We start from the raw sequence: 22,128 nt of genomic DNA, 5'->3' as shown, positions 1-22,128 counted from the left end.
TTTCATCCGCGCCTCCTGACCAGCCAGACAAAGCACGGCGCCCCAACCAGCGCCAGCACTGCGCCCGCCGGAAGCTCCGCGGGCCAGGCCAGGGCGCGGGCGAGAATATCCGCCAGCAGCATAAATACGCCCCCCAGCAGCACCGCCATCGGCAGCAGGACGCGGCAGTCCTGGCCCACCCATAGCCGCGCGAGGTGCGGTACAAGCAGGCCGATAAATGCCACCGGCCCCGCCACGCTGACGCAGGCGCCGGTCAGCAGCAGCACCGCCGCGTTGATTAGCAGCCGCAACCGGGAGAGATTTACTCCCAGCGAGTGGGCGGTGCTGTCGCCGACGTGGAGCAGGTTCAGGGCGTTCGCCAGCAGAAACACGCCGGGGATAATCAACGCCGCAAAGGGAAACAGCTGCCAGAACTCCGGCCAGCGAACGTGCGAAACGCCCCCGGCCAGCCAGTATAAAATGCCGTAGGCGCGATCTTCGGCGAGCAGCAGCGTGACGCGGGTCAGCGCCATGCACAGCGCTGACAGGGCGATCCCGGCGAGGATCAGCCGGCTGCGATCGAGCTCCTGACGCCAGCCGCCGCCGGCCGCCATCACCAACAGCCAGCAGACGCCGCCGCCGCAGGCGGCAATAAATGCCAGAGAGTAGCCCGCCAGCGGCGCCGGGCTGAAAGCGCTGGTCAGCGACATCGCCAGCGCCGCACCGCTGTTGATGCCGAGCAGGGACGGCGAGGCTAGCGGATTGTGGGTCAGAATTTGCAGCAGCGCGCCCGAAAGCGCCAGGCTGGCGCCAAGCGCGATCGCCACCAGGCTACGCGGCAGGCGCAGATTAAGCACCAGCGCCTGGGCCAGAGAGGGGTTTTTGGGGGCCAGCAGCGCCTGCAGGGCCTCCAGCGGCGCAATGGGGATCGGCGAAAAGCCAAACAGACTCAGCCACAGCAGGCCCGCCAGCCCGACCAGCGGCAGCCCCCAGATCGGCAGAGCGGAGCGGGATGATTTCATTGCTGCCCGTCGACCGCCCGATGGTGAATGATGTTAACCGCATCAGCGGCGATGCGTTCGGCGGCAAACATGCCGCGCATCCGCGCCCAGCTGTTGCTGTCCACGGCGGCCACCTGCTGCTTCTGCTGCGCCTGCAGCATCTGCCATAGCGGGTCCTGCTGCCATTTGCGCACGATGCTTTCCGTTCGATAGTGGGCCACAAATAGCCACTGCGGGTTGATGGCCAGCAGCTGCTCGAGGCCGATCGTCGCCATCGGCGCGCCGCCGATAGCCGCCGGAACCGACAGCCCCAGCGCGCTCAGCACGCTGCCGGTATAGGTATCGCGCGAATGGAGGTTGAACTGCTGTTCGCGGGAGGTGCCGAAGACTACGCTGGCGCCTGCCGGCAGCTGAACGGCGAAATTGGCCATCCGCCGGCGGTGCTGCGCGAGGCGCTGCTGCATAAGCGGGTCCTGGCCGACGACTTTGCCGATAATGGCCGCCGACTGCAGGTTTTCGGCATAGGTTTCATTGCGCGACTTTAGCAGCAGCACCGGAGCGATTTGCCGCAGGGCGGCATAAATACCGCGATGGCGGCTGCTATCGGCTACGATCAGGTCCGGGCGCAGGGCGCTAATCGCCTCCAGAGAGGGCTGGGCGCGGGTGCCGACCGACCGCCACGGCTTCAGGCGCGCGCGGACCTCGGGCAGAATGCGCTCGGGGTCGTTATCGTCAGCGATGCCGACGGGGCTGAGGTCAACTGCCGCCAGCGCATCGGCGAAAGAGAGCTCCAGCACGACGATCCGCTGCGGGGTTTTAGCGAGGGTAAACTGCCCCCGCAGATCCTCGACCGTCACGGCAAAAGCAGGGCCGCCGAGCGCCAGCAGCGCGGCAAAGACAAGACGCAAAATAGCCAACATACTCACTCCACAATGGCGGGACGCTTCAACCGTCCCGCCGATATCAATCAGCTCCAGCGCCGCCTCAGGTCGAGGCGGCGAACGGGCAGTGTCAGAATTTCAGCGATCCCTGCAGGTACAGGGTGCGCGGCTGACCGGCGTAAATGCCTTTGTTGTTGTCGTCGTACGAGCGGGTGTAGTACTCGTGGTCGAAGATATTCTTCACCCCGACCGCGAGGTTGAGGTCGGCCATCTGCGGACCAAAGTCGTAGGCGACGCGCGCGCCCCACAGCATAAAGCCCGGGATGCGGCCGGTGCTGCCGTCGGCGCTCTCTTCGACGGTGTTGGCGTTGTCGGCAAACTGGCTGGACTGGAAATCGCTATTAAGGTTGAAGGTCCAACTGCCAGGCTTATAGTCGACGCCGAGGGTGCCTTTATGCTTCGGCGAGAAGGGGACCTGATTACCGTAGGTGTCGCCTTTTTCGCGGATTTCAGCATTAACGTACGCGTAGCTGGCGTAGACCGACAGGTTGTCGAAGCGCGGCGAGAGATCGCCGAGGTCGTAGCGTGCCTGGGTCTCCAGCCCGCTGTGGCGGGTTTTGCCGCGGGCGGTGACGGTATCGTTGGTCTGGTTGGAGTCATACTGATTATTGAAGTTAATCAGGAACAGGCCCATTTCCGCGCTCAGCGCGCCGTTGTCGTAGCGGCTGCCGATTTCCCAGGTGCGGGCCTTTTCCGGCTCCACGTTGCCGCTCTCCACAGCCTTGTCAATTTGGCTGTACTGTACGGTGCCGAACGATCCTTCGGTATTAGCATAAAGATTCCAACTGTCGGTGAGATGATAAAGCACGTTAAGCGCCGGCAGAGGGGCGTTGTAGCTGACCTGCTCGCGGCTACCCTTCAGGTTATTGTCCTGATAAGACTCAATATGTTCGAAGCGCATGCCCGGGGTGATCGTCCAGTTGCCGATATCCACCCGGTCGTCGATATACCAGGCGTGCGCCTCGGTACCGGAACGGGTATCGCGATCGTAAGGGCTGGCGGTGCTCGGCAGCTCGCCGCTGGCGGTGGTGGTGTAGTAGCGCATCTCATGGGTGGATTCGTTCACGTAGCGATAGCCGACGCCCACTTCGTGCGCGGTAGCGCCGAGCGTAAAGCTCTGGCTGTAGCGCGGCTCAATTCCGCGCACCCAGTATTCGCGCGGCGAGAGCGTAATGCGCTTGCCCTGCTCAAGGTAGCCGCTGCGCAGCGTATGGGTGTAGAAGCCCTGAATATTGAACTTGTGCATGGCGTCCGGCTGAAACTGATAGCCGAGGCTGGCGAGCTGGCGGCGTCCCCAGAAGCGGTCGTACGGGCGGGTAGACTGCCAGCGGTCGGCATCATAATCGGCGCGGGAGAGCCCGCCGGGCATGTCGGCCTCGCCGTCATAATATTGCAGCAGGCTGTTAAAGGTATGCACCTCGTTGGGCGCATATTTACTTTTCAGCATCACGTCGTCAATGCGGGTAGCGCTATGCTCGCGCCAGTCGCTGCCGCGGGTGCCGGAATAGAGCAGCGCGGAGCCAAAACCGTTATCCGCCGTGCCGCCAATCATCAGGTTGTGCGTCTCTTTGGGGTTGTTCTGCGAGGAGGTTGGGCTCAGCTGGCCCTCGACGCCGCCCGCAATGCCAAAATCCTGCGGAATAGCGCGGGTGACGAAGTTAACGACGCCGCCCACGTTCTGCGGTCCGTAGCGCACGGCGCCCGCGCCGCGAACAACGTCCACGGCATCCATATTGCCCAGCGATACCGGCGCCAGCGACAGCTGGGGCTGGCCGTAGGGGGCGAAGGGCACCGGGATGCCGTCCATCAGCACCGTCGAGCGGCTGGCCAGCCGAGGGTTGAGGCCGCGGATGCCAAAGTTCATCGCCAGGTCGTGACTACCGGTCCCGGTATTCTCCGGGGCGTTGACTCCCGGAATGCGGTTCAGCACCTCGCGCATGGTGGTGGCGCCAGTTTTGGCAAACTCCGCGCGGCGAATAACGTCGCGGGCGCCGGCGTGCTCAAACACGTCGTTTTCGCGCGCGTCGCCGAGCCAGTCGCCGACAACCGTCAGCGTCGCTTCGTTGTCAACGGGGGCGGGTTCCAGCGTCCAGGCGTTATTGCCCAGCGCTTTGAGCCGCAGGCCGCTGCCGTCGAGCAGCGTCTGCAGGCCATCCTCAACGTCGTAGCTGCCGTGCAGGCCGTCGCTGTGCTTGCCCCGGGTCAGGCTGGCATCGGCTGCGAGGGTGATGCCGCTGCGGGCGGCGTACTGATTGAGCGCGGTATCTAAATCTCCGGCGGCAATATCAAACTGCGCGGCGGCAAAGGCCGGCGCGGCGGCGAGCGCTATCAGCGGCAGCAGGCTTAAGCGGATTGCCATCACCAGAGGCATTGGTTTGCGTAGAACGCGTAAAGGCGTCATCTGTTCTCCACGATTGTTTTGGTTGTTTTCACCTGTTAAGTCGAACGAGCAGGGGAAAAGGGACAATGGAGAATGAGAATTTTTTGTATTTTTTTTCTCAGGCGGGTACGACGGTGACCCAGTAGCGGGTGGCAAACTGCAGTTTTACCGGCAGCGTTTGCGTAATAATCTGCAAAATCTGCCCGGTATCGCTCAGCGGAAAGGCGCCGCTGAGGCGTAAATCGGCAACGCGGGGGTCGCAGCGCAGAATGCCGGGACGATAGCGGGAGAGCGTGGCGATAACCTCGCCCAGCGGACGGTCGCGAAAGCTGAGCACGCCCTGGGTCCAGCTATCTTCCCCGGCGCTCAGCGTCCGTATTGGCGAGAAGGCCCCGGCGCTGAAGCGCAGGCTTTCTCCGGCCTCGACCCGCTGAATCTGGCCGTGCGCTAAGCGCACCTCAACGGCGTGCTGCTGCACCGCCAGGCGGGTTTCATCGGCAAACTGGCGCACGGTAAACTCGGTGCCCAGCGCGGTGAGGTTCCCGTCGCGGGTCTGCACGAGAAACGGCCGCTGGCTCTCGTCGCGGGCGGTGCGGATGGCAATTTCGCCGTAGAGCAGGCGCACCAGGCGCTGGCGCGCGTCGAAATAGACGTCGGCGGCGCTGTCGGTGTTGAGGGTCAGAATCGAGCCGTCCGCCAGCGGCTGGCGACGCGTCATCCCCTTGGCGGTGCGGTAGTCGGCACGAAGTCCCTCCGCCAGCTCGCTGTCCCACAGCCGCCAGCTTCCGCCGGCGATGGCCAGCAGCATCAATCCTTTCAGCACCTGACGGCGTGCGGCCCGACCATCGTTGAGCGCGCGGCTGGCGAGCGCGCCCGGAAGATGGCCCATCTGCTGACGCAGGTTTTCGACCTGCTGCCAGGCCCACTGGTGATCGTGGTCCTGCTCGTACCACTGTTGCCAGCGGGCTTCCTGCTGCGGACTGGGGCGGCCGTCGCTGAGTAGGGCATACCAGTGGGAGGCCGAGCGCAGGGCCTGGCGACGGGAGTCGGTAAGCTTTGGGCTCACAGACCGTTCTCCAGGCGAAAAATCAGGCAGTGCTCGGTCGCTTTGGCAACATATTTTTTCACCGAGCTGACGGAGACCGTCAGGCGTATGGCGATCTCGGCGTAGGTCAGGCCTTCCAGCTGCGAGAGCAAAAACGCCTCCCGCGCCTTCTGGCTCAGGCCATCCAGCATCGCGTCGATCTGCTGCAGCGTCTCCAGCTGAATTTGCTGCAGCTCGGCGGAGGGCGCCAGCGCCTCCGGAAGCTGGGCGATCATCTCCAGCCAGGCGCGCTCCAGCGCATTGCGGCGAAACAGATCGATCATTACCCGCTTCGCGATGGTGCACAGAAAGGATTTCGGATCGCGGATGGTTGTTAAGGGTTCACCGCCCATCACCCGCATAAAGGTGTCCTGGGCGACGTCATCGGCGTCGAAAGAGGATTGCAGCCTGCCGGTCAGCCAGTTTTTCAGCCAGCCGTGATGGGCGTGATACAGCGAAGCAAGCGTCAGCGGTGCGGCGGTGGCGGAGAGTGAGGACATGGCCGGATTCAGGAAAAATGGAACGATGGCGCATATGTTAATATGAGAATGGTTCTCATTACAATTAAAACGCAGCACTAAGCGCGCCTCCAGGCCGGATTATCACCTTAAGTAATTGTTACCCATTACAATTGATTTTATCTCCGCCTGGCGTGCGGCGGCGGCTTCTCACTGGTCAAATGCAAATAAAAGTCATTATCAATATTCCCTCACCAAAAATAATAATGTATTTATAATGCATCTTATGGATCGTGAGGTGCTGCAGATGAATGCGAGTGAAAAGGCCGGACACACATTTTTAGCCAGCCTGGGGAAAACCCGGCTGCGGCCCGGTGGCGTAGAGGCGACGGAGTGGCTGTTCCGCCAGGCCGATTTGTCCTCGGACAGTACGGTACTGGAGGTGGCCTGCAATATGGGGACCACCTCAATAGAGCTGGCGAAACGGTTTGGCTGTCGGGTGTACGCCATCGATATGGATAAAGACGCGCTGGCGAAGGCCCGGCAAAATACCGTTCTTGAGGGCGTGGATAATAAGGTTCTGGTGATGGAGGCTAACGCCACGAGCCTGCCGTTTCCCGACGCCACCTTTGACGCGGTGATTAATGAGGCGATGCTGACCATGTATGCCGATAAAGCCAAAGCAAAGCTGGTGGCGGAATATTATCGCGTGCTCAAGCCCGGCGGCCGCCTGCTGACCCACGACATTATGTACACCCGGCAGGCGCTGGGGGAGGGAGATCGTATGGCGCTGCAGGGAGTGGTCAAATCTCACGTCAGCCCGATGAGCCAGGCGCGCTGGCAGTCTCTCTTCGAAGAGGCGGGGTTTGACTCCGTGCGCTGCCACGCGGGACCGATGTCGCTGATGTCGGCGCAGGGGTTGATAAAAGACGAAGGTTTGCGCCAGGCCCTGAGGATCATCTGTAATGGCCTGCTTAAGCGGGAGAATCGTCCGCGCTTTCTGGCGATGATGCGCTTTTTTCGGCGTCAGCGGCGGCAGCTTAATTTTATTGCCTGCTGTTCGGCTAAAGGCCGTACTGTACAAAAATAATGCACAATAAACGTTCGAAATAAAAACAACTCTCTATATCTGTCATTATTTGTCAGGAAGATAAAATAAGCTGAGTCTTATTTTTCGCTTCCCCGCCGGCGGTAAATTTTTGGCCGAATATGCGCGCAAGGCCTTATTCTTCCCGCTGTCGCCGGCGATGCCACGGTTGATTCCGCGCCGCCTCGTTCTGCGTCATTATTAAGCCGCGCCTGAGGGCGGCTGAAGGCACGGGCAGCGCCGGATCGTCGGGCTTTTGCCGATCGACGGCAATATCGGCAACTGCGGCGGAAAAGGGCGTTTCAGCAGGCGCAAGTTTGGCGCTTGTATAAATGAATAGCATGGAAATGATTTTACAGATGAATATTCTTAATTAATTATTGATTTTTAATTTACATTTTGTAACAAGTGTGCTGGCATTATGTTTTTTTACCCTCAGCGTTCATTTTTACTTGCCCGAGTGAATTTAGGCAGATTACTATTGTCGTACTTGCTATATGTACCGCCTAACGACTGATGAAGGGAATCGTTTTTTCCTTAAGCGTTACCTCATTTAGGATGTTTACAGGAAAAATGATGCCTTCCGCTTTTGATAAGAGTCTTTTGCATCCCCGCAATTGGGGAACCTGGTTTGGCCTGGCCATTCTTTGGTCGCTCGTGCAATTACCCTATCCGCTCCTTCACCGCATCGGCACCCGCGCCGGTAAGCTGTCGCGACGCTTCCTTAAGCGCCGGGAGCAGATTGCCAGAAGAAATCTTGAGCTCTGTTTCCCCGACATGTCTGCTGAAGCGAGAGAAAAGCTGATCGAGCAGAACTTTATGTCGCTGGGAATGGGGTTAATTGAAACCGGCATGGCGTGGTTCTGGAGCGACGAGCGCGTCAGGAAATGGTTTGATGTCGAAGGTCTCGACAATCTCGAAAAGGCGATGAGCGCGGGTAAAGGCGTCATGGCGGTCGGCGTGCACTTTATCTCTCTTGAGCTCGGCGGCCGTACGATGGGCATCTGCCGACCGATGATGGCAACCTACCGCCCGCACAACAGCCCGCTGATGGAGTGGGTACAGACCCGCGGACGCCTGCGTTCGAACAAAGCGATGATCGATCGCCGCAATTTATCCGGCCTGGTGCACGCCCTGAAAGCCGGTGAGGCGGTGTGGTTTGCGCCCGATCAGGATTACGGCCCCAAAGGCAGCGTCTTTGCCCCGTTCTTCTCCGTGCCCCAGGCCGCAACGACCAACGGCACCTACGTTCTGTCGCGCCTCTCGGGTGCCAAAATGCTGACCATCAGCATGGTGCGAAAAGCGAACGGCAAAGGCTACACCTTATATATCGGCGACACGCTGGACGATTATCCTGTTGAAGATAAGCAGGAAGCGGCCACCTATATCAACAGGGTTATCGAAAAAGAGATCCTGCGCGCGCCTGAACAATATCTGTGGGTTCACCGACGCTTCAAAACGCGTCCGCTGGGCGAAGCCTCTCTGTACTAAGCCACCAGGCAGAGTAAGCTCTTTCAAAATCACGTTAGTTGCGTTAACGTGAGCGCGATCATATTTCTTGTTGAACGCGAAGGAGTGCAGTGTGTTCGCTGAGTTTGGTGTTTTGAACTATTTGACCTACCTGGTCGGGGCTATTTTTATCATCCTGGTGCCCGGCCCAAATACCTTTTTTGTCCTCAAAACCGGCATCGCGCACGGCATCAGGAAGGGCTATCTGGCGGCGGCTGGCGTGTTTATTGGCGACGCGGTGCTGATGCTGCTGGCCTTTGCCGGCGTCGCGACGCTGATCAAGACGACGCCGGTACTGTTCAATATCGTGCGCTATCTCGGGGCCATCTATCTGCTGTGGCTGGGTGGCAAAATGCTCTACGCGGTGCTGACGCAGCGGGAAGGGCATAGCGATACCGACGCCGAGCCGGCGAGTGCGATCCTCAAGCGTTCGCTGACCCTCAGCCTCACCAACCCTAAAGCTATCCTGTTTTACGTCTCCTTCTTCGTCCAGTTTATCGACGTCAGCGCGAAGACGCCGGGCCTGGCCTTCTTTATTCTGGCGCTGACCCTGGAAGTGATTAGCTTCATGTACATGAGCTTCTTAATTGTTTCCGGCTCTTTCGTGACGCGCTACGTTAAAACGAAGAAGAAGCTCGCCAAAATTGGCAACAGCCTGATAGGCCTGGTCTTTGTCGGCTTTGCCGCGCGCCTGGCGACGCTGCAGTCGTAGCCGTCCGGCCGGTGGCGTGGCGCCGGCCCGCAGCGATAATCTCTGGATTGTAACAAAAGCCCTTCAATTTTAATTGCATTGGTGTTACATATACAGCCGATTATCGGTCAGATAAAAGGGAACCCGGATGATTCTGCATAAACTCATCAGCAATAAAAACAGTAAGAAATTTTTCTTGTCGATAGCGGTGGTGTTTGCCATCGCGCTTGCCGTGGTTGGACGCGCGACGTTTGGCGGCGTGGTGAGCGAGTACAATATGCCGTACTCCGAATGGACAACCTCGATGTTCTTCCTGCAAGGGGCGATGGTGACGGTCTACAGCATCGTATTTACGCTGCTTTTTTCCATTCCGCTGGGCTTCGTCTTCTTAGGTTCTGACCGCCAGGACTAAATGAAACAAGGCGAACCCATGTTCGCCTTGATCCGCCTTTATTCACCAGCCTCTGCCGTCGTAATGATGGTGGTGGTGTCTGTGATGATAGCCATCATCAACAATGCATCCCGATAACAGCGTGCATAGCGCGAGCATCAACGACAACACGATCGGTTTTTTCATTTCTCACTTCTCCGTTAGTCCGCCGTCCGCCCGCGACTGGCGACGGGTTCGGCTGGTGAAGTGAGTGTATCGCGTTAAGTTATTGAGTGGATAAGACAACTCTGCAATTCAGGCGCGGCGGTAAAGGGCGGTTACCACCAGCCAAACTGCACGCCGGCCAGCGCAATAACGGCGATAACAATCATCAAAATAGTGCTTTTTTTCACGAAGCACCGCCCGGCGCCGCGTATCCGCCAACAAAAAACCAGCCAAGAAAAATGACGGCGATAATAAAAATTACTACCGGGAAAAGAATACCCAATTTCATTGTGTTGTCCCTGAGCCTGCAAGTGATGTCCGCTATCATACTGGAAATCCCGCCGGGTTAGTCAATATCCAGGAAGGTCTCTTTGCGGCGCGACTTTTTATCCTGATACATCGCATCGTCAGCGGCCCGCAGCGCGCTCTCCATATCCATCGTTTGCGGATCCACGTCGATCACCCCAAAGCTGGCGCCAGGGTAGCTAATCCGGTGCTCGGCGAGGAAGTAAATCCCGCCGAGCTCCTTGCGCAGAGCGGCGATAAACGTCTGCTGCTCTTCGGCTTCGAGACCCGCGCCGATAATCAAGAACTCGTCACCGCCGAGGCGACCCACCAGATCCCCCTGGCGCACGCGGGCGTTTAAACGCTCGCCGACCTGGACAAGGAAGCTATCGCCGCACGGGTGGCCGAACCGATCGTTGATCGCCTTAAAGTCGTCGAGATCGATGAAGATCAGCAAGATATTGCGCTGCAGTTCCCGCGCGCGCGGGAACATCGTCGAGAGGTGCTTGAACAGCGCGCGACGGTTGGGTAAGCCGGTTAATTCGTCGGTGTAGGAGTGCAGCTCCAGCGCCGAGTTGGCGGCGCGCAGCTGCTCGACCAGCGTCTCTTTCTCAACGTAGTGCGAGATGAGGTTGGCGAACAGGCCCATCACCTGCTCACCTTCCAGGTTGTAGGGCTGTTTCTGGCGGCTGGTCGCACAGAGCGTGCCGTACAGCGAGCCGTCGGTCAGGCGCACGGGGATACTGAAAAAAGTGGTGATCCCGAGCTCCTGGGCGGCAATGCACGAGCGCCAGCGGCTGGCGACGTCGTTGCTGAACAGGCAGTTATCATCGATAGCGCGCTTGCACAGCGACTCGTTCCACGGGACGGAAAAGCCCTCCGGGATCGTCATTTCGCTACTGTTATGCGCATACATAACCAGCTGGCGCTGGGCGCTAAGATCAATTCGGGTCAGATAGGTCGACTCCATTCGGGTCACAAGTTCCAGCATCTCAAGCAGTTGTCGCACCAACAGCTCCAGCGAATGTTCGTTGGCGAGCGTTTGCGAGACGCGAGCAAGAATAAAATCTGACATGAATGTACGGCTCCCGATCGCCGAGCGCTATCGCCGATAAAAGGCTGAAACGGCTAACAGCGAAAAGTAAACATAGATACAACAAATTTAACACATTAGCGGCGGGAATACCTGCGGTCGCAGTGGGGAAAAAAAAGCCCCGTCGGGGGCGACGGGGAAAAACTCATTGATTATGGAATGATCTGTTCTCTGGTCAATTCGAGAACAAGGGCTACTCTACGGCGCAAAAGTGTAGTTAAAATGGAGAAATCGTGAAGAATCAGGGCCCTCATCGCGGCTCTGGTCAATAGAAGGAGTCAAAATGAAGTGGATGACAATACTACTGCCGCTGGCGCTGGCCGGATGTGCGAAGCCGACAACGCCGCCGGATGCACCGCCGCCGCCGAAGTCAATCGGCATGGCGAACCCGGCCTCGGTCTACTGCGGCGAGAAGGGCGGTAAGCTGATACCGGTACAGACGCCGCAGGGCGTGCGTAGCGACTGCAGGCTGCCCGGCGGTGAAACCCTCGATGAATGGGAGCTGTGGCGCCGGGATCATCCTGCTAAGGCGTAACCTCGCCGACCGGCAGGTTTTCCAGCCACTCGGCCAGCACCAGCGCGTGGTTTTGCCGGGTATCTTTTGCGGCGTAGATCAGCGTTAGCGGCTGCCGGTGAGCCAGCGTGGCCAGGCGTAGCCCCTCGTCACGATGACTTTCCAGCTCCCGGCAATACTGCTCGCGGAAGCTGGCGAAGTCGATAGCTTCGCCGTGCAGGGCCTTGCGCAGCTCCGCGGACGGGGTCAGGGTTTTGCACCACTCATCGTAGCGCAGCGCCTCTTTTTTAATCCCCCGAGGCCAAAGCCTGTCGACCAGCACGCGATAGCCGTCGCCGGCGTCGGCCGGATCGTAGACGCGTTTACATTGAATCATCGCTATTCTCCATCCGTTGCATCCAGGCAAGCAGCTGCGGGATCTGCCCGTCGGAAAAAACCGTAATACCCTGTTCGCGCAGCAGGGCGGCCGCCACGCCGGAGCCCGGTTTGCGCTGCCCGCTAAAGGAGCCGTCGTAGATAAACTGGCTGCCGCAGGTCGGGCTGCCGTCGGTGAGCAGCGCCGCCTCGCAGCCCTCCTCCCGGGCGGCCTTCAGCGCCAGCCAGGCGGCCAGCTGATAGTGTGCGGTGACGTCGTGGCCGTCGCTTTCCACGATGCGCCCGCGATTTTGCATCACCTCCGCGCCCTGAGAGTCGACAATTTCCGCCGGCAGTCTCGGCACCGGTAGCCCGGCGGCCAGCTCGGGGCAGTGGATAACCAGCCGGTTTTCGCGCTGCCAGCGCGCCAGAGTCTCGGCCAGCTGCGCCTTGTCGCTGCCGTTATAGCGTACCTGGAACCCCATCAGGCAGGCGCTCACCAGTAGCTTACCGCCGCCGGGGCGGGGCGAAAGCAAACGGGTCGTCCCGTCATCGGCCGTAATGGGAAGTGGTTTTTGCATCGCTCTCTCCGGTATAAAAAATTCACCGTAATGCCTCATTGATTCCGCAGCAGGCGCGGAAGGCTGACGGCAGCGTTTGGCGATACCGATATTATCATCTGCCATCACCGACTACCAAAGCGTCGTCGTCGGCGGGCGGCCTGTTGTCAAAGCGGGGAATCCCCCTGGAATCAGGAGTGTTATTTTTCTGTGCGACGCATAGAATAGCGCAGGACACATTGAGTTGTTATTGCTACAAATGGATTTTGCGCTTTAAATCAGCCCGTATCTCTGCGGGTTTTTTTTTGTTTAAAAATGGGACTTTTCTCCGCTATAGCGCTCTTGTAATATATTATTTTACGCCTTCTGAAAATCTCTTATTTATAATAACGTATTAAAAATGATACCTTAAAAATATATTAAATTTCAGGTGCTATTTTTGATACTTTAAAAGTCCTCGCGATAAATCAGGTTATGTGATCGCCGTATATACATCAGTTTGGCTTAATTTAATAAAATAGCAAAACAAACACAGCAATTTATTACCTGAAACAGAGTCAGTTAAATCTGACTCCTCTCTATATTATTGAGGCCATATTATGGAAAGCGTTCAAAATACCCTCGTTGCTCGCGAAAGCAGCGGCTGGAGAAAAAGTGACACCGTCTGGATGCTGGGGCTGTACGGGACGGCGATTGGTGCCGGGGTGCTTTTTCTGCCGATTAATGCCGGGGGTGGCGGCCTGATTCCGCTGATCATCATGGCCATCCTCGCCTTTCCGATGACCTTTTTTGCCCACCGTGGTTTAACCCGTTTCGTGCTTTCAGGTAAAAATCCTGGCGAAGATATTACCGAAGTAGTGGAGGAGCATTTTGGTGTCGGTGCCGGCAAGCTGATTACCCTGCTGTACTTCTTTGCGATTTACCCGATTCTGCTGGTTTATAGCGTCGCGATCACCAATACCGTCGACAGCTTTATTACCCATCAGCTCGGCCTGGTTTCTCCGCCGCGCGCAATTTTATCGCTGATTTTAATTGTGGGCATGATGGGCATTGTACGTTTTGGCGAAAAAATGATTGTTAAGGCCATGAGCGTACTGGTATTCCCGTTTGTTGCGGCGCTGATGGTCCTGGCGCTCTATTTGATTCCTCAGTGGAACGGTGCGGTACTGGATACCCTGTCGTTCAGCAGCGCTGCCGCCACCGGTAACGGTCTGTGGATGACGCTGTGGCTGGCTATTCCGGTGATGGTGTTTTCCTTCAACCACTCGCCGATTATCTCCTCCTTCGCGGTAGCGAAACGGGAAGAGTACGGTCAGGACGCCGAACGTAAATGCGCCCGCATCCTCAGCTATGCGCACATCATGATGGTGCTGACGGTGATGTTCTTCGTGTTCAGCTGCGTGCTGAGCCTCTCTCCGGCAAACCTCGCGGAAGCGAAGGCGCAAAACATCTCCATCCTCTCCTATCTGGCAAACCACTTTAACGCGCCGCTGATTGCCTGGATGGCGCCGATTATCGCCATGATCGCGATTACCAAATCCTTCCTCGGCCACTACCTCGGCGCGCGTGAAGGCTTTAACGGTATGGTTATCAAGTCCCTGCGCGGTAAAGGCAAAACCATTGAAATTACCAAACTGAACAAGATCACCGCGCTGTTCATGCTGGTGACCACCTGGATAGTGGCGACCCTCAACCCAAGTATTCTGGGGATGATCGAAACCCTGGGCGGCCCGGTTATCGCCATGATCCTGTTCCTGATGCCGATGTACGCCATCAATAAAGTCCCGGCCATGCGTAAATACAGCGGCCACATCAGCAACGCGTTTGTGGTGGTGATTGGGCTGATTGCCATCTCCGCCATCTTCTACTCTCTGTTCAGCTAAGCTCCCGGCGCCTCCCGTCACGGGAGGCGCATTCGTTTTGCTTTGTAACCCTATGGGTGCCACATGATTAGCGTTTTCGATATTTTTAAAATCAGTATCGGGCCCTCCAGCTCACACACCGTCGGGCCGATGAAAGCGGGAAAACAGTTTGTTGATACCCTGCAGGAAAAGGGCCTGCTGCATAAAGTGACTCGCCTGGTGGTGGACGTCTACGGCTCCCTTTCGTTAACCGGTAAGGGCCACCATACCGATATTGCGATTATTCTTGGACTCTCGGGTTATTTGCCGGATACCGTTGATATCGACGCCATTCCCACGATTATCCGTGACGTTAATACCCTGCAGCGTCTGCGTATTGAAGAGGGCCAGCGGGAAATTGAGTTCCCGGTAGTGGAGTGCATGCGTTTTCATAATGAGTTTTTGCCGCTGCATGAGAACGGTATGAGCATCACCGCGCTTTGCGACGGAAAAATCGTCCACTTCCAGACCTACTACTCCATCGGCGGCGGCTTTATCGTCACCGAGGAGGAGTTCGGCAAGAGCCAGGATGCGGAGGTCGATATCCCGTTCCCGTTCTACTCCGCGCGCAACCTGCTGGCGCACTGCCACGATAACTGCCTGTCGATTTCCGCGGTGATGATGAAAAATGAGGTTGCCCGCCACGGCAGAGAAAGCGTTGAGCAAAATATGGCGAAAATCTGGGAGACCATGAGAAACGCCATTAATCGGGGCATGAGCACCGAAGGTCTTCTGCCGGGGCCGTTAAAGGTGCCGCGTCGCGCCTCCGCGCTGCACCGCGTGCTGGCTCCCCAGAGCCAGTCCATAACGCCGCTCAGCGCGATGGACTGGGTCAATATGTTCGCGATGGCGGTCGGGGAAGAGAACGCCTCCGGCGGCCGGGTGGTCACTGCGCCCACCAACGGCGCCTGCGGTATCGTGCCGGCGGTGCTGGCCTATTACGACCGCTTTATCAAAACGGTGACGCCGGAAATCTATATGCGCTACTTCCTGACCGCCGGCGCGGTAGGCATATTGTACAAAATGAACGCCTCCATTTCCGGCGCGGAAGTTGGCTGCCAGGGGGAGGTCGGCGTGGCGTGTTCCATGGCTTCCGCCGGGCTGGCGGAGCTGCTGGGCGGCAGCCCGGAGAAGGTTTGCATTGCCGCTGAAATCGGCATGGAGCACAACCTTGGGCTGACCTGCGACCCGGTTGCTGGCCAGGTTCAGGTGCCCTGCATCGAGCGCAACGCGATTGCGGCGGTGAAGGCGATCAACTCCGCCAGCATGGCGATGCACCGCACCAGCGATCCGAAGGTTTCGCTGGATAAGGTCATCGATACCATGTTTGAGACGGGCAAAGACATGAACGCCAAGTATCGCGAAACCGCCCGCGGCGGGCTGGCGATTAAAGTCGCGGTCTGCGAATCCTGACGTTTGCTCACGCCGCCTGCGCCGCAGGCGGTTTTTTCGGCCATTCTTTGCCCGCGCGGCTATCTCAGCCGGCGGGCGATTTCCCCCGCCAGGCTAGTTTTTTTTCTCTGCTTCCGCCGGCGGAAAAGACCAGACAACGCTGTGAGATGCTGACGAGGTGTACCATTCGTTAATGGTGGCGTTCGCGTCGCTGGCCTTTTCGGCAACGGCGCATTTCTCTTTTGGCGGCTGCGCTTTTTTGCGAATACGGATACGGGGAGGGGCGGTGGCGTTGATTTGCGCATTAAAAGTACGAATGTGCGAATCGAATAAAACGGACTCCAGCTGATGCAAACGATCCAGACCGCGCAATATTCCGATTAGCGTGCTCAGGGTAACAGATTCACCTAATTCTACGCGTTTGATGGTTGCTGCGCCGACCTGCGCACGTTCGGCGAGTTCAATTTGGGAGAGCCCGAGCTGCATACGCGTTTCTTTAATTCTGCGGCACAGTTCAGAGATAATTTCGCTATCGGACATGGTACTGAAACGCATTTTGCTGCCTCTACTGCTTAATAAATCATTACGGATTATTTAACAGGCTAATTTATAAATAAAGTGAATAATTCCTTTTTTGCGAGAGTAATAACACTGTTTTTTTATTTAACAAAGTAGCTACAAAAAGAGCAGGGTAAATAAATAGCGGGAATTGAATAAGATAGTCAAAAAGCGGAGAGGACTTTTAATTTATTTTCAGCGCGGGCAGCGCCTCTCACGCCAAATGCGGATCGCCCGCCGGGCGAAAAATAAGGATTGTGTTCCGTGAGGGAGATCGCTAACCTGAGGCTCCTTGTGTTGCCCGAAAATCGTTCTGACATAAGGACCCTGCTATGAACACTCCCCTGCGTATTGCCCTGGTTGGCGACTACAACCCTGACGTTGTCGCTCACAAAGCGATTCCCCTGGCCATCGACGATGCTGCTGCCGTGCTGGAGCTGCCTCTGCGCTATGACTGGCTGGCAACCAGCGATATCCACGATGCCGAAGCGCTCGCCGACTACGACGCCATCTGGGTGGTTCCCGCCAGCCCCTATAAAAATGCCGCCGGCGCGTTTATCGCGATCCGCTATGCGCGCGAAAACAGTATTCCGTTCCTCGGCACCTGCGGCGGTTTTCAGCACGCGATCGTTGAGTATGCGCGCAACGTCCTGGGCTGGCAGGATGCGGCGCATGCGGAAACGGATAGCGAAGGGCGAATGGTGATTGCGCCGCTGAGCTGCTCGCTGGTGGAGAAAACGGCGGCGATTGAGCTGCGCGCGAATACGCTGATTGCCCGCGCCTACGGCCGCGACAGCATCGAAGAGGGCTATCACTGCAGCTACGGCATTGCCGAGGAGTTTGCCCGCGAGCTGGAGCAGGGTGACCTGCGGGTGACCGGCTGGGACGAAGAGGGGGATATTCGGGCGGTGGAGCTGGTAACGCATCCGTTCTTTGTCGCGACCCTGTTCCAGCACGAGCGCAACGCGCTGGCCGGAAGTCCGTCGCCGCTGGTGCACGCCTTTTTACGCGCCGCCAGCCAATAGCGCGCTCTGACCTCCGCCACGACCCCGGAACGCCGGGGCCGTAGGCCGGGGGTAAAAAAGAACGTTAGCCGTTAATCTCCCTGGCGCGACCGGCAAGGGCGCCGAATATGGCCATCACCACGGCGGTCAGCGCAACGGCGATGAGCGGAATATGCCAGTCGCCGTTGGCATCATGAATTTTCCCCATCACCGGCGGCCCGCAGGCGGCCAGCAGATAGCCAACGGCCTGCGCCATGCCGGAGAGGGCCGCCGCCTGGTGCGCCGAGCTGGCGCGCAGGCCGATAAAGGTCAGCCCCAGAATCATCGTCGCCCCGGAACCGAAACCAAAGATCAGCGTCCAGAGAACCGCCTGCCCCGGCGCCAGCCACAGCCCGGCCGAGCTGACGGCGCACATCAGTGCCACCAGCACTGCGATGCCGCGCTGGTCTTTCAGGCGGTGCAGAATCAGCGGGATCGCGAGACCCGGCGCGGCGGTGGCCAGCTGAAGCAGACCGTGCAGGGAGCCGGCCTGCGCTTCGCTATAGCCGAGGCTCTGCAAAATGGCCGGCAGCCAGCCGATTATCACGTAATACACCAGCGAGTTAATGCCGAGGAACAGCGTCACCTGCCAGGCCAGCGCCGAGCGCCAGATCCCGCGGTTGTGCAGGGCGCCTGACGCGGTCAGCGGGGCGGCGGCCTCTTTGCGCGACTGCGGCAGCCAGATGAACAGCGCCAGCAGCGGGAAGACCATCAGCATCAACAGCGCCCCGCGCCAGCCAAAGCCGGCCAGCGCCAGCGGGACCACCATGGCGGAGCCCAGCGCCGCGGCGGCCCCCATGGTGAGCGAGTAGGCGCCGGTCATTTTAGCCACGTGCTGCGAAAAATCGCGCTTGATTAAGCCCGGCAGCAGCACGTTGCCTAACGCAATCCCGCAGCCTATTACGGCCGTTCCGCCAAACAGCATGGCCGCGGAAGGCAGCGAGCGCAGGCCGATGCCGAGGCAAATCAGCCCCAGCGCGATCAGCAGGCTGCGCTCGATACCAAAGCGGCGGGCAACGCCTGCCGCCAGCGGCGAAACCAGACCAAAGGCCAGCAGCGGCAGGGTGGTTAACAGCCCGGTTTGGGCGGTGGTCAGCCCGTACTCCGCGCGAATGGCATCGAGCAGCGGGGCGGCGCCGGTAAAGGTCACGCGCAGCGTGGTGGCGATAAATAAAATACCGGCAATCAGCAGCAGATTACGGCGGCCGGCAGAAGGAAGAACAGAACTCATGGCTATCTCAAACGAGTAAACAGGGAGGCTACAATAGCGCGTTTGCTGAATGTTTAAATCAAGCTAAAATGACAGATTATCGCTAATATCGGACAATCTGATGATTGGATTAAATCTTGACGGCTATGACCCGGACAGCGGGCACGAGGCGGCTCTCGCGTTCCATATTCGGGTGGTGGAGGACGAGCAGTTTATTCCGCGCCACCAGCACCGCAAAGGGCAGCTGATCCTCGCGCTGCACGGCGCGCTGACCTGTGAGGTGGAAAGCGGAATGTGGATGGTGCCGCCGCAGTATGCGGTGTGGGTACCGGGCCAGCAGCCCCATAGCAACCGCGCGACGCCGGGGGCGCGGATCTGCTTTTTATTTATCGAGCCGGGAGCGGCGCCGATGCCGCAGCGCAGCTGCACGCTGAAGATCTCTCCGCTGGTGCGGGAGCTGATCCTGACCCTTGCCGGGCGCAGCGCGACCGAGAGCGACGCTCCCGCCACCCGTCGGCTGGTGCAGGTGCTGTTTGACGAGCTGCCGCAGCAGCCGGAGGAGCATCTGCAGCTGCCGGTTTCCGCGCACCCGAAAATCCGCCAAATGGCGGAGCTGATGGCGGTAGCGCCGGCACAGTGGCAAACCCTCGGACAGTGGGCGGCGGAGTTCGCGATGAGCGAGCGCAACCTGGCGCGGCTGGTGGTTCGCGAAACCGGCCTCAGCTTTCGCCGCTGGCGCCATCAGCTGCAGCTGATCCTCGCGCTACAGATGCTGATCCGCGGGCAAACGGTGCAGCAGACCGCGCACGGCCTGGGATATGACTCGACGACCGCCTTTATCACCATGTTCAAAAAGGGCCTCGGCCAGTCTCCCGGACGCTATCTTGCCAGCCTGACTACGACTTTCCGATAAACAGCGAGATGATCCCGGCGGCGATCAGCGGGCCGACGGGCACCCCGCGGAACAGCGCGACGCCGAGGACGGTGCCCACCAGCAGTCCGGCGACCAGCTGCGGCTGTGAGCCCATCAGCGAAATGCCGCGCCCGCCGAGCCAGGAGACAAACACCCCGACGGCGATAGCCAGCAGCGACTTCCAGTTCACGAACGAGTGCAGCAGCGTCGAGGGCGGCAGGGTGCCGCTGGCGATAGGCGCCATCACGCCGATGGTCAAAATAATAATACCGATCGTCAGCCCCTGTTTTTCAATCCACGGGAAAAAGACGTTGAGCGGCGTAACGCGCACGATAATCAAAACCAGGATAGAGATTGCCACGGTGGTGTTGTGGCTGATAAAGCCGAGCGCGGCCAGCCCCAGAAGAACGAACAGGGTGGTATCGAACATGTCAGGAGATCCTTGCCAAAATAATAAGCCCGTCTACTTTACGCATAATAGCGTGAATAAACAGGCTTATTTATCACGCCGGCGCGCTTTCTGCTGATGGCCTGGCGCGGCAGAGATGGAGAACCCTCAGGCTTCCCGGCGAAAGGCAACCAGCTCGGGACGGGCGATACGCAGATAGTCTGCCGTATTGAGGATAATTGAGCGGTCCAACCGCCCGGCGTTAAAGGCGATTTCGCTGAAGTTCTCGAACAGCAGCGGGTCGGCTACCAGGCGCAGCGCCGGATGGAAGCTGAAAGGGGGAATGGCGCCAAAAACGCAGGCCGTCAGCGCATCGACTTCGGCGGGGCTGGCCAGCGAGGCTTTGCTGCCGCCAACGTGCAGCGCCAGGCGCGCGAGATCGGCCTGCTGGTCGGCGGCGAGGATCGCCAGCAGGTGCTGATTGACGCCGTGGCCTTTCACCTTGCAAACCAGCGCCTTCGCCCCTTGTCCGAGCGCGGTGCCGCGAATTTCAGAAACGGCCTCGCATTTCCCCATCGCCTCATGCTCGACCAGCCGGTAGCGGGCCTGGCGTTCGTCGAGCAGCGCCAGCAGCAGTTGGTGGGTGTTCGGTTTTTCAGGTGCGTTCATGCGCGGTTCTCTCCGGGGATAAAACCGCCAGTCTAATCCTCCCCGTGGCGAATGAAAACCGTTGGCGAGCGCCGCATTCTTCCACATTAAATCCATATTTCACTCATTTTATCTGCGTAACGATATGCTGGAATAGTGAAACGTATTACTATCCTTGCGCTGCTTAAAGCGAAAGGAATTTATTAATCAAGCGAACTTTTCTCATTTTCTTTAGTCCTTAATCAGACTAACGAGGTGCTGTTGATAGTGGTAACGAGGTTATGATGATGGAAAACGCAGCGGTGCAGGTATCCCCCCGGAAGTTCAAAAAAATAAGGGAACTGAACAGGCGTCGTAATTATTTTATTAAGAAAGTCCGCAACCTGATGCGCGTTTATATTGCAAAAGCGTTTTGGGACCAGCATACCCGTCGTGAGGCCGACTTCGGCTCGGCGAAAACCGTGCTGCTGATGCGCAACGAAGGCGCCGTCGGGGACGTAGTCGTCGATTCCGCGCTGGTGAAATGCCTGCATGAATCGGGCTATACCGTGGATTTCCTGCTGACCAAATCGAATAGCCAGGTGATGCGCCATAACCCGCGGATCCGTCATATCTATGAGGCTGATAACGTCGACTCCGCCGCTTTTCTGCGGAAATTTACCCACAACGTTCCTCAGTCCGTTATTAATGAGCTGGCAAATAATAAGTACGATATCGTTATTGACCCCTCTTTGTTTGATATGCCCGTACACCGAATGCTGTTGCTTCGACAAATAAAAGCAAAAGCCGTACTCGGTTTTAATAAATGGCCATCAATTAACCATTACACCACCTCGTTTAAATTTGATTGTGAAAACTGGCATGTCAGCAAAACCTTTGATTTTATTGCTGAGCATATGCAGCTGGATAAAAAACATCTCGGGACCTACGACCTGCATATTCCGCAGGATGTCCACCAGCAGGTTCGCCAGCATCTGGCCGCTATTGAGGGGCCCAAAGCGGTGGTGAACATTTTTGCCGGCCATCAGGACCGCAGCCTGTCGCAGGAGCAGCTGTCGGCGCTGATCGCCAGGCTGCAGGCGGAGTATCCTCGGGTCAACGTTATTCTGCTCGACCATCGCAACGAAATTCGCATTCCGCTTGCGGAAAAGGTGAGCGTCAATCCGTTTAAAACCCTGCACCACGCGATGGCGCTGATTGCCGAAGCCGACCTGGTTATCTCGCCGGATACGTCGATCGTGCACATGGCGGCGGCGTGGAAGAAACCGCTGGTTGCGGTCTACAAAGATGTGCAGATGAACAACCGCCTGTGGGCGCCGGGGTACGACAATGCCCGGCAGATCATCGTTAAATGCGGCAAGGTGCACCAGCAGCACGATCTTGCCGACCTGATCGTCGCGCAGATCGATCCCCAGGTGCTGAAGAGCCGCTAGGCGCAGCACCGATTCGGATGTCGGCCCCGCGCTAAAGACCGCGCCGGGACCGAAGCCCGCCACGGGATGCTCACGCCGCCGGTTTTAGCCCGCGCCCGGCGACCGCAACCG

At 58.4% G+C, this 22,128-nt stretch carries 24 protein-coding genes; 10 read left to right on the top strand and 14 right to left on the bottom strand.

The genetic code is table 11. The annotated features are described in order from the left end of the window. Positions 1–2 precede the first annotated feature (2 nt). The 5 genes from fecC to fecI form a co-directional block, all read right to left on the bottom strand. Entirely contained in the window at positions 3–1,001 is a 999-nt protein-coding gene (gene fecC / locus HCK03_RS16435) for an iron-dicitrate ABC transporter permease FecC (RefSeq protein ID WP_167691913.1), read from the bottom strand. Next, positions 998–1,900 carry a Fe(3+) dicitrate ABC transporter substrate-binding protein gene (locus HCK03_RS16430; RefSeq protein WP_167691912.1) on the bottom strand — a complete coding sequence of 301 codons (903 nt, stop codon included), beginning with the start codon at positions 1,898–1,900 and terminating at the stop codon, positions 998–1,000. Before HCK03_RS16430 ends, fecC begins: the two co-directional genes overlap by 4 nt. A 91-nt stretch (positions 1,901–1,991) precedes the next feature. Continuing rightward, positions 1,992–4,322 carry a TonB-dependent Fe(3+) dicitrate receptor FecA gene (fecA, locus tag HCK03_RS16425; RefSeq protein WP_167691911.1) on the bottom strand — a complete coding sequence of 777 codons (2,331 nt, stop codon included), beginning with the start codon at positions 4,320–4,322 and terminating at the stop codon, positions 1,992–1,994. 97 nt (positions 4,323–4,419) lie between these two features. Continuing rightward, positions 4,420–5,367, bottom strand: coding sequence for a ferric citrate uptake sigma factor regulator FecR (fecR, locus tag HCK03_RS16420; protein ID WP_167691910.1), 948 nt, complete (start codon positions 5,365–5,367; stop codon positions 4,420–4,422). Further along, complete coding sequence (gene fecI, locus HCK03_RS16415) at positions 5,364–5,885, bottom strand: ferric citrate uptake sigma factor FecI (protein WP_041145041.1); 522 nt, start codon at positions 5,883–5,885, stop codon at positions 5,364–5,366. The genes fecR and fecI overlap by 4 nt, the downstream gene beginning before the upstream one ends. 265 nt (positions 5,886–6,150) lie before the next feature. Here fecI and HCK03_RS16410 point away from each other — a divergent pair, with 265 nt between their 5' ends. The 4 genes from HCK03_RS16410 (at position 6,151) to HCK03_RS16395 (ending at position 9,542) form a co-directional block, all read left to right on the top strand. Beyond that, a complete protein-coding gene (locus HCK03_RS16410; RefSeq protein ID WP_167691909.1) occupies positions 6,151–6,933 on the top strand; it encodes a class I SAM-dependent methyltransferase in 783 nt (260 codons plus the stop codon). A gap of 573 nt (positions 6,934–7,506) precedes the next feature. Next, positions 7,507–8,421, top strand: a complete 915-nt coding sequence (lpxP, locus tag HCK03_RS16405) for a kdo(2)-lipid IV(A) palmitoleoyltransferase (protein ID WP_167691908.1) — start codon at positions 7,507–7,509, stop codon at positions 8,419–8,421. 91 nt (positions 8,422–8,512) lie between these two features. After that, on the top strand, positions 8,513–9,151 hold the full coding sequence (gene leuE, locus HCK03_RS16400) for a leucine efflux protein LeuE (RefSeq protein ID WP_041145044.1): 639 nt from the start codon (positions 8,513–8,515) through the stop codon (positions 9,149–9,151). Between the two features lie 127 nt (positions 9,152–9,278). Then, entirely contained in the window at positions 9,279–9,542 is a 264-nt protein-coding gene (locus HCK03_RS16395) for a DUF2534 family protein (protein WP_041145045.1), read from the top strand. Positions 9,543–9,584: 42 nt separating this feature from the next. On the opposite strand, the gene HCK03_RS16390 is transcribed toward HCK03_RS16395, so the two are convergent. From HCK03_RS16390 to HCK03_RS16380, 3 genes are all read right to left on the bottom strand, one after another. Continuing rightward, entirely contained in the window at positions 9,585–9,707 is a 123-nt protein-coding gene (locus HCK03_RS16390) for a hypothetical protein (RefSeq protein ID WP_115193110.1), read from the bottom strand. Positions 9,708–9,909: 202 nt separating this feature from the next. Further along, complete coding sequence (locus tag HCK03_RS16385; RefSeq protein ID WP_041145046.1) at positions 9,910–10,014, bottom strand: YoaK family small membrane protein; 105 nt, start codon at positions 10,012–10,014, stop codon at positions 9,910–9,912. Positions 10,015–10,071: 57 nt separating this feature from the next. Next, positions 10,072–11,085 carry a sensor domain-containing diguanylate cyclase gene (locus HCK03_RS16380; RefSeq protein ID WP_167691907.1) on the bottom strand — a complete coding sequence of 338 codons (1,014 nt, stop codon included), beginning with the start codon at positions 11,083–11,085 and terminating at the stop codon, positions 10,072–10,074. Positions 11,086–11,386: 301 nt separating this feature from the next. Here HCK03_RS16380 and HCK03_RS16375 point away from each other — a divergent pair, with 301 nt between their 5' ends. Then, complete coding sequence (locus HCK03_RS16375) at positions 11,387–11,638, top strand: putative hemolysin (protein WP_041145048.1); 252 nt, start codon at positions 11,387–11,389, stop codon at positions 11,636–11,638. Here the strand turns inward: HCK03_RS16375 and HCK03_RS16370 are convergent. Together HCK03_RS16370 and HCK03_RS16365 are read right to left on the bottom strand one after the other, a co-directional pair. Continuing rightward, positions 11,628–11,993, bottom strand: a complete 366-nt coding sequence (locus HCK03_RS16370) for a DUF488 domain-containing protein (protein ID WP_041145049.1) — start codon at positions 11,991–11,993, stop codon at positions 11,628–11,630. The genes HCK03_RS16375 and HCK03_RS16370 overlap by 11 nt on opposite strands. After that, positions 11,980–12,456 (bottom strand): 2-thiouracil desulfurase family protein, encoded by a 477-nt coding sequence (locus tag HCK03_RS16365; RefSeq protein WP_041147582.1) that lies wholly within the window; start codon positions 12,454–12,456, stop codon positions 11,980–11,982. The genes HCK03_RS16370 and HCK03_RS16365 overlap by 14 nt, the downstream gene beginning before the upstream one ends. A gap of 674 nt (positions 12,457–13,130) precedes the next feature. Between HCK03_RS16365 and HCK03_RS16360 the strand changes: the two genes are divergently transcribed. Together HCK03_RS16360 and HCK03_RS16355 are read left to right on the top strand one after the other, a co-directional pair. Beyond that, positions 13,131–14,414 carry an HAAAP family serine/threonine permease gene (locus HCK03_RS16360; RefSeq protein ID WP_041145050.1) on the top strand — a complete coding sequence of 428 codons (1,284 nt, stop codon included), beginning with the start codon at positions 13,131–13,133 and terminating at the stop codon, positions 14,412–14,414. A gap of 63 nt (positions 14,415–14,477) precedes the next feature. After that, positions 14,478–15,845, top strand: a complete 1,368-nt coding sequence (locus HCK03_RS16355) for an L-serine ammonia-lyase (protein WP_041145051.1) — start codon at positions 14,478–14,480, stop codon at positions 15,843–15,845. 93 nt (positions 15,846–15,938) lie between these two features. On the opposite strand, the gene HCK03_RS16350 is transcribed toward HCK03_RS16355, so the two are convergent. Further along, positions 15,939–16,379 carry a helix-turn-helix domain-containing protein gene (locus HCK03_RS16350; protein ID WP_041145052.1) on the bottom strand — a complete coding sequence of 147 codons (441 nt, stop codon included), beginning with the start codon at positions 16,377–16,379 and terminating at the stop codon, positions 15,939–15,941. A 335-nt stretch (positions 16,380–16,714) separates the two neighbouring features. Here HCK03_RS16350 and HCK03_RS16345 point away from each other — a divergent pair, with 335 nt between their 5' ends. Further along, entirely contained in the window at positions 16,715–17,407 is a 693-nt protein-coding gene (locus HCK03_RS16345; protein ID WP_076945280.1) for a CTP synthase C-terminal region-related (seleno)protein, read from the top strand. A gap of 64 nt (positions 17,408–17,471) precedes the next feature. Here HCK03_RS16345 and HCK03_RS16340 read toward each other — a convergent pair whose 3' ends face one another. Further along, entirely contained in the window at positions 17,472–18,656 is a 1,185-nt protein-coding gene (locus HCK03_RS16340) for a CynX/NimT family MFS transporter (protein WP_041145054.1), read from the bottom strand. Between the two features lie 97 nt (positions 18,657–18,753). Here HCK03_RS16340 and HCK03_RS16335 point away from each other — a divergent pair, with 97 nt between their 5' ends. Further along, positions 18,754–19,548: an AraC family transcriptional regulator gene (locus HCK03_RS16335; RefSeq protein ID WP_167692454.1), complete on the top strand. Its 795-nt coding sequence runs from the start codon at positions 18,754–18,756 to the stop codon at positions 19,546–19,548. On the opposite strand, the gene HCK03_RS16330 is transcribed toward HCK03_RS16335, so the two are convergent. Both HCK03_RS16330 and HCK03_RS16325 read right to left on the bottom strand, forming a co-directional pair. Beyond that, a complete protein-coding gene (locus tag HCK03_RS16330) occupies positions 19,532–19,978 on the bottom strand; it encodes a DUF441 domain-containing protein (RefSeq protein WP_041145056.1) in 447 nt (148 codons plus the stop codon). The genes HCK03_RS16335 and HCK03_RS16330 overlap by 17 nt on opposite strands. A gap of 126 nt (positions 19,979–20,104) precedes the next feature. Further along, positions 20,105–20,605 carry a YbaK/prolyl-tRNA synthetase associated domain-containing protein gene (locus HCK03_RS16325; RefSeq protein WP_041145057.1) on the bottom strand — a complete coding sequence of 167 codons (501 nt, stop codon included), beginning with the start codon at positions 20,603–20,605 and terminating at the stop codon, positions 20,105–20,107. Positions 20,606–20,868: 263 nt separating this feature from the next. On the opposite strand from HCK03_RS16325, the gene HCK03_RS16320 reads away from it, so the two are divergent. Further along, positions 20,869–22,017 carry a glycosyltransferase family 9 protein gene (locus tag HCK03_RS16320; protein ID WP_134528452.1) on the top strand — a complete coding sequence of 383 codons (1,149 nt, stop codon included), beginning with the start codon at positions 20,869–20,871 and terminating at the stop codon, positions 22,015–22,017. Positions 22,018–22,128 lie beyond the last annotated feature (111 nt).

Origin of the sequence: Klebsiella terrigena, from assembly GCF_012029655.1 — a bacterium.
In the GTDB taxonomy this organism is placed as follows: domain Bacteria; phylum Pseudomonadota; class Gammaproteobacteria; order Enterobacterales; family Enterobacteriaceae; genus Klebsiella; species Klebsiella terrigena.
This window is presented reverse-complemented; position numbering and strand designations above follow the sequence as displayed.